Here is a 14,532-nt window from a genome sequence, read left to right on the forward strand (position 1 = left end):
GGGGGAGATCTTCTCCACTTCGGACGCACTAGTGTCGCTTCCGTGACGCGGGAAGCGCTCTATGTGCGGGCCACAGCCGCGGTCGCCGTGATCGGCACCGCCTGGTGTGTGGCCTATCTCGGCGCCGGCATCGGCGCCGAGGCGACCGCGTATGTCTTCGTGCCGATCGGCGGTGCCCTGGCGACCGCCTCGCTCCACCGCCTGACCCGCCGCGACCCGTTCTGGCGGGCCGTCTTCGTCTCCCTTGGCCTGATCACCTTCGGGTACGCCTGGCTGGCCGTGGACTCGCTGATCCACGCCGACGAGGTCCGCACCCGCGCCATGCCGACCCCGGCCGCGGCCATCGCCGCCCTGGGCTTCCTCATCGCGATGGGGGCCCTGGCCCGGGTGCCGGTCGCCGCGGCCGGCGCCACCGAGCGCTGGCCCATGGTGCTCGACCGGCTGATCGCCTTCCTCGGCTGCGCGGCCGTGCTCTGGTACATCGGCCTGGCCCCCATGCTGACCGCCCGCGAGTCGCTGAGCCACCAGGCGACGTTGCTGGTCGGGCTCGGCCTGCTGATCGCGGTCGGCGCCGCCACCAAGGCCTCGTACATCGCCGGCGGCCCGGTCGACCGGGTGGCGATCCGCTTCATCGCGGCCGCCGGTGGCGTGCCCGCCGCCGCGACGGCCGTGCTGGCCGTGCAGTTCGGCCTGATCGCCAGCGTTCCCGCCCAGGCGGTCGTCCTGCCCCTGGCCCCGCTGCTCATCACCCTCGGGGTGGCCGCGCAGACACGCGCCGACCAGGGACTCCGTTCTCCGGCGCGGGTCGGCGTGCTCCTTCCGTACATAGCAATGATCTTGGTTGATGTGCCTTTGATCGCGGTGGCGCTGGGCGAACCGCTGCGCTGGCCGGTCCGGGTGGCGCTGATCGCGGCCGTCGTGGTCACCGGTCTCGTGATGGTCCGGCTCTACCTGACCGCCCGTGAGAACGCGCGGCTGCTGCGCAACGCGCGGGCGCAGGAGGAGCGCTTGCAGTACGAGGTGAGCCACGACGGCCTGACCGCCCTGGCCAACCGGGCGCTGTTCCGCGATCGGCTGGCCGAGGCGCTGGCCACCAGCGGTCAGGCCTCGGTGCTGCTCATCGACCTCGACGACTTCAAGACGGTCAACGACCTGCTCGGCCACGGCGTCGGCGACCACCTGCTCCTCTCGGTGGCTGACTTGTTGCGGTCTCTCGTCGGCGGCAACGGCCTGCCGGCGCGGGTCGGCGGCGACGAGTTCGCGGTGCTGCTGACCTCCGACCCGGAGACCCTCGCCGGGCGCCTGCTGGCCGCCTTCTCTCAACCGATCAGCGAACACCGGCTGCTGGTCCAGGCCAGCATCGGCATCGCCACCGCCACCGAGGGCGCCACCGTCGACTCGGTCCTGCGCGACGCCGACGTGGCCATGTACACGGCGAAACAGCAGGGCAAGGCCGGTTTCGTACGCTACGTCGACGGCCTGGGCGAGCCCGTGCTGGCCCACATGCAACTCGGCGGCGAGCTGCGCCGGGCCTTGGACAACAACGAGTTCCGGGTGGTCTACCAGCCCATCATGCGCCTGGACGGCTCCCGCTTGTTCGGCGTGGAGGCCCTGGTCCGCTGGCACCATCCCAGCCGGGGTGTGGTGGGGCCGGCCGAGTTCATCCCGGCCGCCGAGCGCACCGGCCTGATCGTCCCGCTGGGCCGTTTCGTCCTCCGCGAGACCTGCCGCCAGGCCGCTTCCTGGCTGGCCGAGTTCGGCCCCGACGCCCTGCACGAGGCCGGCCTGAACGTCTCGGCCCGCCAGCTGCACGACCCGGACTTCGTGGCCGACGTGGCGGCCGCCCTGGCCGAGAGCGGCCTGCCCTGCGAGCGCCTGGTCCTGGAGGTGACGGAGTCGGCCGTGCTGCGCGGCCAGCAGGTCTCCCGGGCCCTGTACGACCTGGACCGCATGGGCATCCGCCTGGCCCTGGACGACTTCGGCACCGGCGAGTCGTCGCTGAGCCTGCTGCGGGCCTTCCCGGCCGCCATCGTCAAGCTGGACAAGTCCTTCGTGGACGGCATCGAGATCGACGACGGCCATCCGGCGGCGGCCGGAGCGCGCCAGGCCGTGGCCCGCGCGGTCATCCAGCTGGCACACGCCCTGGGCCTGGACACGGTGGCCGAGGGCATCGAGAGCCCCGAACAGGTGGCCACCCTCCGGGAGCTCGGCTACACGCTGGGCCAGGGTTTCCACCTGGCCCATCCGATGCCCGCGGCCGAGGTCTCCCGCCTGCTGGCCCACCAGCAGTCGGCGACCTCCCGTCTTCCGTGACTGCTCATGTCCGCTGGGCGGCGCTCGGGGATCCTTCCCGGCCCCCGCCCAGCATCAGCAGGCCCAGGGCGATGGCCGCGGCCGCCGCGGCCGCGACGGTGCAGGCGGGAATGAGCCAGGGCGGCACGCCGTCGAGGTGCGAGCTCGGCCGCAACGCCGCATGCAGGGCATAGACCGGGCCGGTGTCGTTCCGGTGCGCACCGAACATGACCGCGTTGACCACGACCGCCCACACCGGAGCCGCGGCGGTGGTCACCGCCGCACCGATGAAGGCCGCGACCATCCGCCCGGAGCCCGGCGGCAGCGACCTGAGGCGGTAGGCGAGGGCGGCAGTCAGCAACCATCCGGCCAGCGCGCCGAGCAGCGCACCAGCGGCGGTCAGCGGGAGGTAGGCGGCGTTGCGCTCGGTGAACAATGTGCCGCTGAGGCCGCCGACCCAGGCGTCACCGGATTCGCCGGCGAGGAAGTCGGTCGCGGTGCCGCGCAGAATCAAGCCATCGCGCTCGGCGATCACCGTCGCGGTGGTGGACTCGAACACGCAGGCCCCGCCGGGGACGGCATCCGCGGTGCAGGTGATCGAGGCCGGGCGCGGGTGGACCGTGAACTCGGTGAGCGTCCAGCCGTCCGCGGCGAGACCGGCGCGAGCATCCTCGACGGTCCAGTTCGGTTGCCGCACCCCGGGTGACACGCTGAAGTTCAGCGAGTCGGCCCGGCCCGACCCGCTCATCGGGTAGACGAAGCTCGCCCTGGGGTCGGTGACCGCCGCGTTCACCAGCTTCTGCGCATCAGACCGCGACGGCAGGCCGGCGCTCGTGCCGAGCACGCTTCCGGCCGCCGCACCGAAAACGCCCAGCACCACGGTCACCAGGACCGCCGTGACCACCGTGAACGGGCGGCCCGACGGGAGCCGGAAGCGCTGACGTACCCCACTGCCGATCAGATGCCACGCCTCACCGGCGGAGGGCCGGGAACGCGCCGGCTCGGCCATCTCCAGGATCGTGGTGAGCATCTCGGCGCCGTGCAAGCGCCGGTAGCGTCCCGAATAGGCCAGCAGCAGACGACGGTAGCGGCGCGCCAACCGCTCGTCGGTGGTCGGCCACGTCTCGGCGCTCATGCCGCGCCTCCCGCCGGGATGGCGACGCCGGGCCAACGGCTCAACTGGTCGCGGGCCGCGTCCGTGTGCCGCTGCAACCGCTCGATCTCGGCGCCGAGCGCGGTGGCGCCCTCCCTGGTGAGCCGGTAGTAGCGGCGCAACCGGCCCTCCACCGCCTCCTCGTGGTCCACCTCGATGAGCCCCTGCTCGGTGAGCCGCTCGAGCGCGCCGTACAGCGTGCCCGGGCGCAGCTTCACCTCGCCCTCGGAGAGGCCGGCCACCGTCTGAACGATGCCGTAACCGTGACGGGGCTGCTCCGCGAGACCGGCGAGGATCAGGAACGTCTGAGTTCGCATGGGGGCCGACAGTACGTCAGACGATATGTAACGTCAAGCGATGTATCGGCGTCCGTTCACAGGCCCTTCAGGACACGACGGAGGGCTGCGCGGCCCGCGGGTCCCCAGTTCGGCTTGCCGCCGGGCAGGCCGCGGTCACCGTTCTGGCCCATCAGCATCAGGAAGAGGCACTTCATGGCGGCCAGTCCACGGGCGCGCCGGACCGTCGCCTCGTCCGCTCCGGCGTAGCGGTCGAAGAAGCGCGAGGCGTACCCCTCGGGCAGCAGCAGCCAGGCCGCACCGAGATCCCAGGCCGGATCGCCGGCGAACAGCGCGCCGAAGTCGACGACGCCCGCGAGCGTCCCGTCCGCGACGACGACGTTCGCGGGATGCAGGTCGCCGTGCACCCAGACCCGCGGCCCCGGCCACCCGGGGGCGGCCACCGCGTCGTCCCACACTGTCCGGATGTGGTCCTCGTGCTCGCCCAGATCCTCGATCGCACCGAGGAAGCGCTCGAACCCGCCCGTACAGTCCCTGGGGTGAGCGCCGAAGTCCCCGCCGTCCGGCGCGTCGGCGGGCGCCTCGACATGAAGCGCTCGCAGAAAGGCCGCCAGCGTGTCGGCCCCGTGGTCGCCGCGGTCGATCGAACCCCGGTCCAGGGGTGTGCCCTCGACCCAGCTCACGACCGTCCACATCTTGGGGAAGCGCTCGGAGGGCACACCGCTGCGCACCGGAACCGGAATCGGAAGGGGCAGGCGCGGGGCCAGCAACGGCAGCCAGCGGCGCTCCCTGAGCTGGAGGTCAGCGCTCGTGTCCATGCGCTGTATCCGAACGGCCAGGTCGTCACCGAGGCGCCACATCTGGTTGCCCCACCCGCCCGCGACCTCCCGGATCGGCAGATCGGCCAGGTCCGGGTGCTGGTCGCGCAGCAGGTCCCGGACCAGATCCTCGTCGTTGAACAATCTCCACCGGCCCTCGGAGACCACCTCGACGGCGCCGTCGACCACCTTGATCGCGGTCTCCGCGTCGATGGCGTACGCCGGACCCGCGATCCCCGCCGCCCATGCCTCCGCCCCGGCCTCATCGTCCAGGTGCACGGAGAGGGAGAAATCAACCAGGCCCAGCCGTGTGTCATCGCCGGCCCCGGCGGCGGGCCGGGTCATCACCACGCTCCCGGCGCTGAGCCCCACATAGACCAGTTCTGGCAGCGACGCCAGGAGGTCGGCGAGCCCGGACTCCCGCATCCACCGGCCCAGATACTGCGTGACACCGCCGTTGACCAGGAGGACGTCGCCGCCCGGACCCACGAGACCCAGAGCTCCTGGTCGATGCTGGGCAGGGCGGTGAGCTCCAGGATGCCCACCGACTTCCACCCCAGCCCGGTCATCGGGTCGGGGGACCGGCCACTGATGAACTCCCACGGCAGAAACGGATCAGCGTTGCCGCCGTAGCCCGCGGTGGGAACGCAGAGAGCGCTGCATTCGGCGATCGGCTTACCCAGGAGCTCGACCAGCGCCGCGTGGATGCTCGCGTTCCGGACACCGGAGTCGGTCAGAAGAAGCTTCATCGCCGTCCGTTGTAGCAGGGACGTCAAAGGGTCGCTTATCTCGCCATGACGGCCGCTCGTCTTCAGTGGACGGCATGACGATGAAATCGGTGTCCGGAGTGGGACGGAGACGGGTGCTCCAATGGGGAACCGCCGGTGCGGTGGCACTGGGAAGCGCTGGGAAGGCCGGCGCCGGCCCGCGGCAAGCCCTTCAACGCTGTCGCCATCCTTCAACTGGCCCAGCAGGGCAAGCTGAATCTGACGGATCCGGTCGGCCGTTTCCTGGACGGGTTCACGGCCGATATCGCCGAGAAGGTGACCATTCACCACATGCTCTCCGGCACTTCCGGGATGAACACGCCCGAGGAGGACATCCGCCGGGTCTTCGCCAGCCGGGAGGAGGTGCACGCGTATCAGGAGCGGTGGGCGCGGCAGGCCCGGCTGATCGGCACTCCGGGTGTTCCGAACGAACTGCACGCCGGGGCCGAGACGGTCATTCCGGCGCTGATCGTCGAGGCCGTCAGCGGGCAGTCGTACTGGGACTACGTCGAGGAGCACATCTTCCGGCGCTGCGGCATGACCGGGTCGGCGTTCCACACCCGGCCGCAGTGGCTCACCGGGGCGGACATCGCCCACCCGTACATGACGCTGGCGGACGGGAGCCGGGTCGACGCTCTGCGCCACCTCGACCAGGGGAGCCCGTACGACCATCTCGAGGGCCGCAATCCGGGGCGCGCCTTCATCGACGGCATCGGGGACGGCGGTTTCGCGACCGCGCCCGATCTGGTGCGGTTCGTGCGCGGGCTGGGTGACGGCACGCTGCTGGAGCGGCCCTGGGCCGACGTGCTGCTGGCGGCCAAGGTTCCGCTCGGGCCGGGGTCGTTCGGCACGTACGGGCCGTCGGCCGAGATCGCCGGCGGGCAGTGGGCGCTTCAGCGCGCCGGCGGGAACCCCGGTGTCTGCGCCAACTGGAGCATCTACCCGGACAGCGGCTGGACCGGCGTCATCCTCGCCAACCGCGACGATGTGCCGCTGGTGGAGATGATCGTGCAAGAATGCGGGCCGTCCTCGGTAGTCCACATTAGAGTGTGGGGATGAGCTTCGACACTGGCATCCCGCACTCGGCGAGGGTCTGGAACTACTGGCTGGGCGGGCAGGACAACTTCCCGGTCGACCGGCAGGTGGGTGACCAGTTCGCGGGGCTCTACCCCGACATCGCCGTGGTGGCGCGGTCGTCGCGGGCGTTCCTCAAGCGCTCGGTCACCTTCCTGGCCGAGGAGGCCGGCATCCGGCAGTTCCTCGACGTGGGCACCGGCATGCCGACCGCCGAGCACACCCACCAGGTGGCGCAGGCGGTCGCGCCGGACGCCCGCATCGCGTACGTCGACAACGACCCGCTCGTGCTCACGCACGCCCGCACCCTGCTGACGGGCACGGCCGAGGGCGCCACCGAGTACATCGACGCCGACCTGCGCGACCCGGCCGCGGTGCTCGAGGCGGCCGGCCGCACCACGCTCGACCTGTCGAAGCCGACCGGCCTGATCCTGATGAACATCCTGGGTCACGTGCCCGACCTCGACGAGGCCGTGGCGATCGTCCGCCAGTTCATGGGCGCGCTGCCGTCGGGCAGCCACCTGGTCACGGCCGACGGCACGAACGTGCTCGACGGCCCGGCCTTCGAGGAGGCGATCGGGGTCTGGAACGCGAACGCCCCGCTCTCCTACCACCTGCGCCGGCCCGAGGAGCTGGCCCGCTTCCTCGAAGGCCTGGAGGTCGTCGAGCCCGGCCTGGTCCCGTGCTCCCGCTGGCGCCCGTCCCCGGGCGCCTCACCCGAGGACCTGCGCGAGGTCGACGAGTTCGGGGCGGTCGGCCGCAAACCCTGAATCCCCGTCAGCTCGGCAGCGTCGGCCGGCTGGGTGGCATGACGGCCTGGTCCAGCTGTGCGGCCAGGCTCGGGATGGTGGTGGAGGTCAGGTAGGTCTCGGCGCCCGCGTCGAGCATGCGCCGGATCGGGCCGAGGTAGTGGACACCCAGGTCGTCGTCCTCGATCTCGGTGACCACGACGCGGGCCCGCGGGAACATCGACCGCAGGCAGCCGACCAGTTGGGGACTGACCGGCGGCACCAGCAGCACGTCGGTCGTCTCCGGCGCGGCCTGCATGTCGACCACGATGTAGCCGGTGCCGAGCCGCTCGGAGAGCGACGCCCGCGCCGGCTCCGGCAGTTTCATCGCCGTGGCCACGACGGTCACGTCGTCGCGGCCGGGCGAAGGGTGCGCGATGTCGGATCGGCGCGGCAGGACCACGTTCCCGGTGATCGTCGCGATCGGCACGCCGGCTCGCGTGACGACCAGCTCGTCGCCGGGCTGAAGGGCGTCGATCAGGTCGACGACATCGCTGGGAAGGCTGGCCGCGTCGATGTTCATGACGGCAGCGTACGAACGGGACGCTAGCGAAGGCGGCCCCGCCGCCACTGCCAGTGGCGGCCGGCTGTCAGGTGGTCGATGATGGCGCGCTGCAGGACGGTGTCGCGGGGGAGCTGGTCGAGAGGCGTGCTCAGCGTGCGGAAGACGAAGCGGCGGGCCTCCACGTCGGCGTCCAGGCCCACCGGTTCCTCGTACGGCAGAATCTCGAATCTCCGCTGGAAGCGGACAATGTTGGAGTCGGCCGGCAGGTAGTCGAGCAGCTGCGGGTCGAGGAGCCAGGAGCCGCAGGTGAAGGCCTCGTAGTGCTCGCCGGGGAAGTGGCGCGGAAAGAACTCGCGGGCCTCGTCGAGGGAGGCGTCGACCGCGGCCGGGGTCAGCGGTCCCGACTCGGGGATGTGCAGGTCGAGGGTCGTGTCGCCGCGCTGGAACTGCAGGCGGCCCAGCTCGTAGAGGCCGCCGCGCACGTGCAGGGTCAGCCAGCTCTGCATGACCGGCCAGCCCTCACCCTTCATCCGGCGGTCGACGGCCAGGTTGCGGCCCAGGTCGGCCAGGGTCGCCCGGGTCACCGCGCCGGAGATGCCGCGTTCTTGGTGGTACGCCGTCACGACGTCGACAAGAGCAAGGTAGACGTAGACGAAGTAGCGCGGCAGCTCCGGCCCGGGCGCCAGCCAGCCGTAGCCGCCGAGGTCGGCCCGCACCAGGGCGGTCGACCGGTCAAGCAGCCACCGCAGCTCGGGGCTCCACTGTGGCGACCCGGGGTGCGGCCAGCCGGCGATGATCTCAGCGGCGTCCTCGGGCCGAACCGCGAGGCGGTCGAGAAGCGCGCCGATCGGGGCGGGCGAGGGATCCGGCAGGGAAGCCGACGGCCGGTCGCCGGCCAGGCGGTGAACACGCTCGATCTCTTCGACGGGCACGCCGAGCTGAGCGGCGATGTGATCCAGGTCCACGGGGTGACCCTACCTCCCGTGTCACGCACGGCCTCGATGCCGACTTCCGCGCTCGGAGCCGCCCGGCGGCCTGGTGGACGGCACTCCTACCGCTGCCGAGACCGGTAATGTCCTGCGCGTGGGCTCTTCATCTTTGGAGGCACAGTGAAGCTTTTGCTCACGTCCGGCGGGGTCACGAATCCGAGCATTCGGGCGGCGCTCGTACGCCTTCTCGGCAAGCCCATCGAGGAGAGCCAGGCCTTGTGCGTGCCGACCGCCCAATGGGGCCATCCGATGTGCGGTCCCCAGTCGGTGCGGGGCCTCATCAACGGATATGAACATCTGACCGGGCTGGGCTGGGCGTCGCTGGGTGTCCTCGAGCTGACCGCGCTGCCCACGATCGGCGCCGAGCGCTGGATTCCGTGGGTGCGCGAGGCCGACGTGCTCCTGGTCGACGGCGGCGACGCCACATACCTGAGCCATTGGGTGCGCGAGTCCGGTCTGGCCGACCTGCTGCCGTCGCTGCCCGACAAGGTCTGGGTCGGCGTGAGCGCCGGCAGCATGGTGATGACACCGCGCATCGGCAAGCTGTTCGTCGAGTGGCCGTCCGCCCCCGACGACCGCACTCTGGGCGTGGTCGACTTCTCGATCTTCCCGCACTTGAACGCCTTCCCGGACAACTCGATGGCCGACGCCGAACGCTGGGCCGACGGCCTCGGCGCCCCGGCCTACGCCATCGACGAGGAGACGGCCATCCAGGTCGTCGACGGCGTAGTCGAGGTGATCTCCGAAGGGGAGTGGAGGAGGTTTCAGTAGAAGATCAGCCAGCCCAGGCCCAGGATCAGGTCACCTCCGTACAGGTAAGCCAGCATGTAGAAGAACGTATTTTCTTTCATGGCGATGGCCCATGCCGCGGCCTCGCACGCCTTACCCAGGAACACGCCGGCGCCCAGGAGCCACAGCATCTTGGGCAACCCGAGGCTCGCCGCCGGGGGACCGGCAGCGCCGTCCAGATCCTGATAGATCAGCACCCCGATCAGAACCGGCGGCACCAGCCCGGCGAGCACGACCACCGCCCCCAGCGCGACGGCCGCCATGTCCCCGAGCCCGAAGCCGCCCGGCCAGTGGTGTCCCCGCACCCGCCACCCGCGCAGGTGCTTGATCTGCCCGCGCTTGCGCAGCCAGGCATGGGTCCCGCCCTCCCACCGCAGGACGGTCCTCTTCCATTGCTCGTGCGCACCGTCCACCGGCGGCCGAAGCCGGGTGATGACGTGTGCCCGGGGCGTGTCGATCAGAGTCTTCTCCTCGGCCCGGTCAAGCCGCTCGAGCGTCTCCCTAAACCACTGCGCCGCCCGCACCCCGAGCTCCGGGCATCCCCCTCGGCCGACAGGGCAAGCGCGCTGGGCCGCCGCGGGAACCGCAGCGTCTTGTCACCGAGAAGGTCCCCCCGCAGGACATCCTCGGTGAACAGGACGCCAAGGGTGGCGACCAGAAAATCGGGCGAGAAGGAGGACACCCGCAGGGAGACGAGGAGACCGTCGTCCTGCTCGCGGGCGCACACCTCGATCGCGAAGCGTGACTCCCATTCGGCGGCATCGCGCAGCGCCACCAGGAATTCCCGGGCACGTGGCCCTTTCACGCGTTCCACCGCATCACTGAGTGTCAATGTCATGGATTCCACCGTAGTGCGCCGTCAACGGCATCGGCCGATCCGCACGGGGAACCAGGTGACATCCTCGGGTGTCCCGTAGGGGGTGCCGCGCTCGTGATCGGCCAGATCGGCGACCCGCTTCGCGTCGGCCATCTCGGTGAGCGCGGCGGTCCCCTCGTTACGCAAGCCGTAGCAGAGCCAGCTGTGAAAGCGGCCGGCGTCGAAGCCGAGCACTTCGAAGCCGAGGACCGGGACCTCGGGTGGGACCGCTCGCCGGGCAAGGTTCACCAGAACGGGATGCGGATGGTCGCCGATCCACTCCTGGATCGTCTCGGCCACCACATCGGCGTCCGCTGCCGGCACGCTCACCGCCAGCACATGGGTGCCGGGCGCTTTCCGGGCGGTGTCGATCGCATCGTCCAGCGAGAGATGCCATGGGGCGGCCAATGGGTCGTCGCCGAACGGCAGCAACTCCGCCAAGCAGTCGCTGGCGGTGACGACTTCGGTCGGCAGTCCCTCGGTCCAGGGCTGCGCCGGCGGCACCCAGCGGCTTCCCACCACGAAGCCGGCCAGCACATACGGCTCGTCGATCATCGCAACGCGACAGACACCGGCGGGCTGTAGCGCCGGCCCGCTTCGAGGCCGAGCAGGAAGCGGACCGTCATCGACGAGGTCGACGTTTGATACTCGCTGCGCCACAGCGTGACGGCGGATCGGTCCTCGGCCGTCTCCTCGGCTCGAACCGAGTCGAGTGCCCTGTGCAGATCGCCACTCCCGAGCTGGTGGGTGAGCTGGCGAAGCCGTACGTGACTGTCGCCGTCACCGCCGTGTGAGGGCACCGACAGCAGATGGTTGGTGATGACCAGCGGTTCCGTTCCGGCTTCGACGATGTGTTCGATGTTGTCGCCCTCCTGCTCCCAGACGAACGCGTCGCCGTGGGCGTCGGCAATCAGGAAGTGGCACGTGCTGTACCGGGTGTAGTGCTTGGCGGCGTGCAGCGCCTCGCGCGCGTCCGCGGCCGTACGGCACCTGTCCAGAAGGAACCGCGGTAATTGGGACTCGTCGAGGCCGGCCTGCGGCGAACCCGTCGGCCGGATGGTGTCACTCTGTCCGTCGGCGAGCTCGACGACGCACAGTCCCCGCTTCGTTGATGCCTTCCAGGCAGCCGCTCAGGTTGTTGCCGGTGATCGCCACGGAGGAGAGCCCTTGTTCCGGATGCATCTCCACGACATGAGGGCGGACCGGCGCTGTCTCGATGACCGACGCGTGAATGTCGAAGTTCCGTACGACCCTGGGCGGGCACCAAACCGCCGAACACCCGCCCGGCAGGGGCAAGCCGTTGAGCTCGTCGACGCACAACGACGGGTCGTCGTAGGCCACGCCGAAGGCCGCTGCCATGCCCCGCGACCGCTCGTGGTGCTCAGGCCAGTTCACTTCGAACCACCGCCGCCGAGCACGCCCCAGCACAGGCTTCACCGGGCGCGGCGTGGAGCCGTACACCTCAATCGCCGCCCCAGCCAGAGCGAAACCGATCTCCGCCTGGGTTCCGCGCACGACAAGGTGAGTGGCAACGGCAAACTCCCTCACATCAATGATCTTCACACATCAGCTCAGGCTCGGCGCCGGGCAAGGAGCAGCGTTGTGTGAACCGCGAGGGGAACCGCATCGCCGAACAATCGCGTCAGGGCGGCCAGCAGTTCCTCGCGAACCGATGGCGGCAACATGCGAAACTGCGATCTGGTCTGAGTCAGGCCCAGATAATCCGCCGCCGGCATGGTTCGCCGCGTTTGGTAGTGACGGCTCGTCAGATCCTCGAACTCGGCGAGGCCGGAAAGCTCGTCGCCCGGCCACTGCCGCCACACCTGCTGTGAAGTCACGGGCTTGTCGTTGATGACCACCGAAGGGGCGTGCCGGGCGAATACCCGCAGCATGGAGGCCCGCAAGGCGGAATCAGCGACCCGTTCGTTGTTCCAGAACAGCGCCAGCGCCCCACCCCCGGAAAGCAGTTCCGCCGCCCGCGACCAGCGCGTCTCGGCAGCGGTCCAGTGCCATGCCTCGGCGCTGAACAACAAACTGAATTGCTCGGTGGTACGGAATTCTTCGAAGCTCCCAAGCACAATCCGTACACCCGGAAACCGCGCAGTCCGCCGGGCGAGCACCTCGGCCATGGCCCCGTCCGGTTCCACCGCGACCACCGGCAGCCCTCGAGCGGCGAACCCTTCGGTCGCCCGGCCCGTGCCCGCACCAACTTCCAGCGCCCGGAGGTCATGCATGCCGGCCCGGCCGTAGCTCACCACGTCATCGAACACGGCCGCCGGATACGACGGGCGTACGCGGTCGTAGTCACCGGCAACCTCACCGAACACCCGACCGGGTTTCCTGTCCTCCATCACCAGACCGTATTCCGGATGTCTGCGACACTGCACGGCGTGGCAGTCATTCAACAGCTGGCCCGCTTGTCCTCCGACCAGCTCGACGCCTGCCGCGAGGTCGTAGAGAAGCTGGACGACCTCTGCTCTTTCCGGCTGCTGCCCGCCTCCGACCACCTCGACCTGGACTGGGCGTCGGCACCACTTCTCCGCGCGTTCGAGCTGGCGCGCTTTCCGGAGCCGGCCGCCGCCCTGCTACGTCACGCGATCGGTGGAGACAGCGAGATCAACCCGGCGTACCGCGACGTCCCGGACTCGATATTCGAACACCCGGTCACAGCGCTCGAACCGGTCAGAGTCGCCGAGGTCGCCACTGCGCTTGCCGCCGCACAGACGCCCGAGCTCGAAGGTCACCTCGATTCCTACCTGCGCCATCACCTCGGCGCTCTCCGCGACTTCTACACCGAGGCCGCTGACCGGGCACTCGCTGTCGCTCTCTGGTGGGACTGAAACCTCAGCAGCGGTAATCTGCGGCGATGGAGGGGGATCGGATTCGGGCTCTGCCGTACGAAGATCTCGCCGCTCTGGTCGGTGTGGTGGCCGTTCTGAACGGCCATCTCGTGAACGGTGAGCTGCCGGAGGAGCTGATCCAGCATCTCCACCGGCGGCTCGTCGGCAGCGGTCAGCCGACCGGTGGCGCGGTGAACGGCGTGCTCAGCGACCTCGCCGATCGGCTGCACTGGGCCGCCGGAGCCGGTGCGGAATATCCGAGGGCCGGGCCTCGCCCCACGCGCTACGAGATTCGGGTTCCGGCCGTAGCCGTCGCCGCGTTGTGTTGCCGCGCTTCGTGACGCCGGGGCCGAGGACATCGACGAAGGATCGGGGACCGTCACCGCGACTTTCCCTGAGCTCGCTCCCGACCCGGCCTATCAGCGACGGGTCGCATGGTTGAGCGTGCTCGCCGAAAGCCACGGCGGCCGATACGAAGGGGCGGGAGGTTTCGCTTATGGGGGTGAGTGTCTGAGGCATTCCGCGTCTACGAGGTTCGCCCGTCTACTGGAACGCATGATTCTTCTTATCGGCGGGGCGGGCAAGACCGGGCGCAGGGTGGCGGAAAGGCTTGCCGGGCAAGGGATTGACGTACGGGTGGGGTCGCGCCGCAGCGCCACGCGGTTCGACTGGCACGACGAGTCGACGTGGGCGCCCGCGCTTGTGGGCGTGCGGTCGGCGTACATCACCTTCTATCCCGATCTCGGTCTGCCCGGAGCGGCGGAGATCGTCGACGCCTTCGCCCGGACGGCGGCCGGTGTGGGCGTCGAGCAGCTCGTGTTGCTCTCCGGGCGCGGCGAGCCGCTCGCTCAGCAGGCCGAGCGGAACGTGCAGGCGGCCGGGACCGGCTGGACGATCGTGGCGTGTGCCTGGTTCATGCAGAACTTCAGCGAGGACTTCCTGGTCGACGCCGTACGCGGCGGCGACATCATGCTGCCGGCCGGTGACGTGCCCGAGCCGTTCGTGGACGCCGAGGACATCGCCGACGTGGTGGCCTCGGCGCTCGTCGACCCGCGGCACCGGGGGCGTCGCTACGAGCTGACCGGGCCGCGGGCGCTGACCTTCGCCGACGTCGCGGCCGAGCTGAGCCGGGCCACCGGTCGCACGATCAAATACACACCCGTTTCCCATCAGGAGTACGGGGTTGTGCTGCGCGACGCCGGCCTGCCGGCCGAACTGGGCGACATGTTCCGCCACATCCTCGACGGCCGTAACGTGCGCACGGCCGACGGGGTGATGGAGGCGCTCGGCCGCCCGGCCCGGGACTTCAGCGCGTACGCGGACCGGCACGCGGCCACGGGGGTCTGGAACCCGGCCCGGTAACGT

Annotated in this window: 19 protein-coding genes and 1 pseudogene; 7 read left to right on the top strand and 13 right to left on the bottom strand. The window is 70.3% G+C overall.

The genetic code is table 11. The annotated features are described in order from the left end of the window. Positions 1-42 precede the first annotated feature (42 nt). A complete protein-coding gene (locus tag CRP55_RS20935) occupies positions 43-2,313 on the top strand; it encodes a putative bifunctional diguanylate cyclase/phosphodiesterase (RefSeq protein ID WP_245923219.1) in 2,271 nt (756 codons plus the stop codon). A gap of 4 nt (positions 2,314-2,317) precedes the next feature. On the opposite strand, the gene CRP55_RS20940 is transcribed toward CRP55_RS20935, so the two are convergent. The 4 genes from CRP55_RS20940 to CRP55_RS54760 are packed head-to-tail and all read right to left on the bottom strand — an operon-like array spanning position 2,318 to position 5,308. Continuing rightward, positions 2,318-3,427 (bottom strand): hypothetical protein, encoded by a 1,110-nt coding sequence (locus tag CRP55_RS20940; RefSeq protein ID WP_097321792.1) that lies wholly within the window; start codon positions 3,425-3,427, stop codon positions 2,318-2,320. Then, positions 3,424-3,762 (bottom strand): PadR family transcriptional regulator, encoded by a 339-nt coding sequence (locus CRP55_RS20945; protein WP_438865802.1) that lies wholly within the window; start codon positions 3,760-3,762, stop codon positions 3,424-3,426. Before CRP55_RS20945 ends, CRP55_RS20940 begins: the two co-directional genes overlap by 4 nt. 56 nt (positions 3,763-3,818) lie before the next feature. Continuing rightward, on the bottom strand, positions 3,819-4,985 hold the full coding sequence (locus CRP55_RS53955; protein ID WP_245923230.1) for a phosphotransferase: 1,167 nt from the start codon (positions 4,983-4,985) through the stop codon (positions 3,819-3,821). Beyond that, positions 4,904-5,308 (bottom strand): hypothetical protein, encoded by a 405-nt coding sequence (locus CRP55_RS54760; RefSeq protein ID WP_245923234.1) that lies wholly within the window; start codon positions 5,306-5,308, stop codon positions 4,904-4,906. Before CRP55_RS54760 ends, CRP55_RS53955 begins: the two co-directional genes overlap by 82 nt. Before the next feature lie 135 nt (positions 5,309-5,443). On the opposite strand from CRP55_RS54760, the gene CRP55_RS20955 reads away from it, so the two are divergent. Both CRP55_RS20955 and CRP55_RS20960 read left to right on the top strand, forming a co-directional pair. Beyond that, positions 5,444-6,385, top strand: coding sequence for a serine hydrolase domain-containing protein (locus tag CRP55_RS20955; RefSeq protein ID WP_097321794.1), 942 nt, complete (start codon positions 5,444-5,446; stop codon positions 6,383-6,385). After that, positions 6,382-7,170 carry an SAM-dependent methyltransferase gene (locus CRP55_RS20960; RefSeq protein WP_097321845.1) on the top strand — a complete coding sequence of 263 codons (789 nt, stop codon included), beginning with the start codon at positions 6,382-6,384 and terminating at the stop codon, positions 7,168-7,170. Before CRP55_RS20955 ends, CRP55_RS20960 begins: the two co-directional genes overlap by 4 nt. 7 nt (positions 7,171-7,177) lie before the next feature. Here CRP55_RS20960 and CRP55_RS20965 read toward each other — a convergent pair whose 3' ends face one another. Both CRP55_RS20965 and CRP55_RS20970 read right to left on the bottom strand, forming a co-directional pair. After that, on the bottom strand, positions 7,178-7,711 hold the full coding sequence (locus CRP55_RS20965; protein WP_097321846.1) for a hypothetical protein: 534 nt from the start codon (positions 7,709-7,711) through the stop codon (positions 7,178-7,180). Between the two features lie 23 nt (positions 7,712-7,734). Then, positions 7,735-8,658: an acyltransferase domain-containing protein gene (locus tag CRP55_RS20970; protein ID WP_097321795.1), complete on the bottom strand. Its 924-nt coding sequence runs from the start codon at positions 8,656-8,658 to the stop codon at positions 7,735-7,737. A 144-nt stretch (positions 8,659-8,802) separates the two neighbouring features. Between CRP55_RS20970 and CRP55_RS20975 the strand changes: the two genes are divergently transcribed. Beyond that, positions 8,803-9,453 carry a Type 1 glutamine amidotransferase-like domain-containing protein gene (locus CRP55_RS20975; RefSeq protein ID WP_097321796.1) on the top strand — a complete coding sequence of 217 codons (651 nt, stop codon included), beginning with the start codon at positions 8,803-8,805 and terminating at the stop codon, positions 9,451-9,453. Here the strand turns inward: CRP55_RS20975 and CRP55_RS53150 are convergent. The 7 genes and pseudogenes from CRP55_RS53150 to CRP55_RS21000 form a co-directional block, all read right to left on the bottom strand. Next, positions 9,447-9,995: a hypothetical protein gene (locus tag CRP55_RS53150; protein WP_179855275.1), complete on the bottom strand. Its 549-nt coding sequence runs from the start codon at positions 9,993-9,995 to the stop codon at positions 9,447-9,449. The genes CRP55_RS20975 and CRP55_RS53150 overlap by 7 nt on opposite strands. Further along, on the bottom strand, positions 9,929-10,309 hold the full coding sequence (locus CRP55_RS20985) for a hypothetical protein (RefSeq protein WP_143234777.1): 381 nt from the start codon (positions 10,307-10,309) through the stop codon (positions 9,929-9,931). The genes CRP55_RS53150 and CRP55_RS20985 overlap by 67 nt, the downstream gene beginning before the upstream one ends. A 21-nt stretch (positions 10,310-10,330) precedes the next feature. Next, positions 10,331-10,882, bottom strand: a complete 552-nt coding sequence (locus CRP55_RS20990) for a hypothetical protein (RefSeq protein WP_097321799.1) — start codon at positions 10,880-10,882, stop codon at positions 10,331-10,333. Beyond that, complete coding sequence (locus tag CRP55_RS54765) at positions 10,879-11,127, bottom strand: hypothetical protein (RefSeq protein WP_245923220.1); 249 nt, start codon at positions 11,125-11,127, stop codon at positions 10,879-10,881. Before CRP55_RS54765 ends, CRP55_RS20990 begins: the two co-directional genes overlap by 4 nt. 57 nt (positions 11,128-11,184) lie before the next feature. Beyond that, positions 11,185-11,424: pseudogene (locus tag CRP55_RS56010) on the bottom strand (hypothetical protein); the annotation flags it as partial. Beyond that, positions 11,390-11,890 (bottom strand): C45 family peptidase, encoded by a 501-nt coding sequence (locus tag CRP55_RS54775; RefSeq protein ID WP_245923221.1) that lies wholly within the window; start codon positions 11,888-11,890, stop codon positions 11,390-11,392. The pseudogene CRP55_RS56010 and the gene CRP55_RS54775, both read right to left, overlap by 35 nt. Before the next feature lie 8 nt (positions 11,891-11,898). Beyond that, positions 11,899-12,678 carry a class I SAM-dependent methyltransferase gene (locus CRP55_RS21000; protein WP_097321800.1) on the bottom strand — a complete coding sequence of 260 codons (780 nt, stop codon included), beginning with the start codon at positions 12,676-12,678 and terminating at the stop codon, positions 11,899-11,901. Positions 12,679-12,717: 39 nt separating this feature from the next. Between CRP55_RS21000 and CRP55_RS21005 the strand changes: the two genes are divergently transcribed. From CRP55_RS21005 to CRP55_RS21015, 3 genes are all read left to right on the top strand, one after another. Further along, the gene (locus CRP55_RS21005; RefSeq protein ID WP_143234779.1) at positions 12,718-13,167 is read left to right on the top strand and encodes a hypothetical protein; all 450 of its coding nucleotides are present in this window, start codon (positions 12,718-12,720) and stop codon (positions 13,165-13,167) included. Positions 13,168-13,193: 26 nt separating this feature from the next. After that, positions 13,194-13,508: a hypothetical protein gene (locus CRP55_RS21010; RefSeq protein WP_097321802.1), complete on the top strand. Its 315-nt coding sequence runs from the start codon at positions 13,194-13,196 to the stop codon at positions 13,506-13,508. A gap of 214 nt (positions 13,509-13,722) precedes the next feature. Beyond that, entirely contained in the window at positions 13,723-14,529 is an 807-nt protein-coding gene (locus tag CRP55_RS21015; protein WP_097321803.1) for an NmrA family NAD(P)-binding protein, read from the top strand. Positions 14,530-14,532: the final 3 nt, after the last annotated feature.

Origin of the sequence: Paractinoplanes atraurantiacus (assembly GCF_900215205.1) — a bacterium.
Taxonomy (GTDB): Bacteria; Actinomycetota; Actinomycetes; order Mycobacteriales; family Micromonosporaceae; genus Actinoplanes; species Actinoplanes atraurantiacus.

Bases quoted from the DNA above. Each gene is read 5' to 3' on its own strand.
- CRP55_RS20945 (WP_438865802.1), bottom strand. From the start codon at position 3,762: ATGCGAACTCAGACGTTCCTGATCCTCGCCGGTCTCGCGGAGCAGCCC.
- CRP55_RS20940 (WP_097321792.1), bottom strand. From the start codon at position 3,427: ATGAGCGCCGAGACGTGGCCGACCACCGACGAGCGGTTGGCGCGCCGC.
- CRP55_RS21010 (WP_097321802.1), top strand. From the start codon at position 13,194: ATGGAGGGGGATCGGATTCGGGCTCTGCCGTACGAAGATCTCGCCGCT.
- CRP55_RS20990 (WP_097321799.1), bottom strand. From the start codon at position 10,882: ATGATCGACGAGCCGTATGTGCTGGCCGGCTTCGTGGTGGGAAGCCGC.
- CRP55_RS20985 (WP_143234777.1), bottom strand. From the start codon at position 10,309: ATGACATTGACACTCAGTGATGCGGTGGAACGCGTGAAAGGGCCACGT.
- CRP55_RS53955 (WP_245923230.1), bottom strand. From the start codon at position 4,985: ATGCGGGAGTCCGGGCTCGCCGACCTCCTGGCGTCGCTGCCAGAACTG.
- CRP55_RS21000 (WP_097321800.1), bottom strand. From the start codon at position 12,678: ATGGAGGACAGGAAACCCGGTCGGGTGTTCGGTGAGGTTGCCGGTGAC.
- CRP55_RS20965 (WP_097321846.1), bottom strand. From the start codon at position 7,711: ATGAACATCGACGCGGCCAGCCTTCCCAGCGATGTCGTCGACCTGATC.
- CRP55_RS20960 (WP_097321845.1), top strand. From the start codon at position 6,382: ATGAGCTTCGACACTGGCATCCCGCACTCGGCGAGGGTCTGGAACTAC.
- CRP55_RS54760 (WP_245923234.1), bottom strand. From the start codon at position 5,308: ATGAAGCTTCTTCTGACCGACTCCGGTGTCCGGAACGCGAGCATCCAC.
- CRP55_RS21015 (WP_097321803.1), top strand. From the start codon at position 13,723: ATGATTCTTCTTATCGGCGGGGCGGGCAAGACCGGGCGCAGGGTGGCG.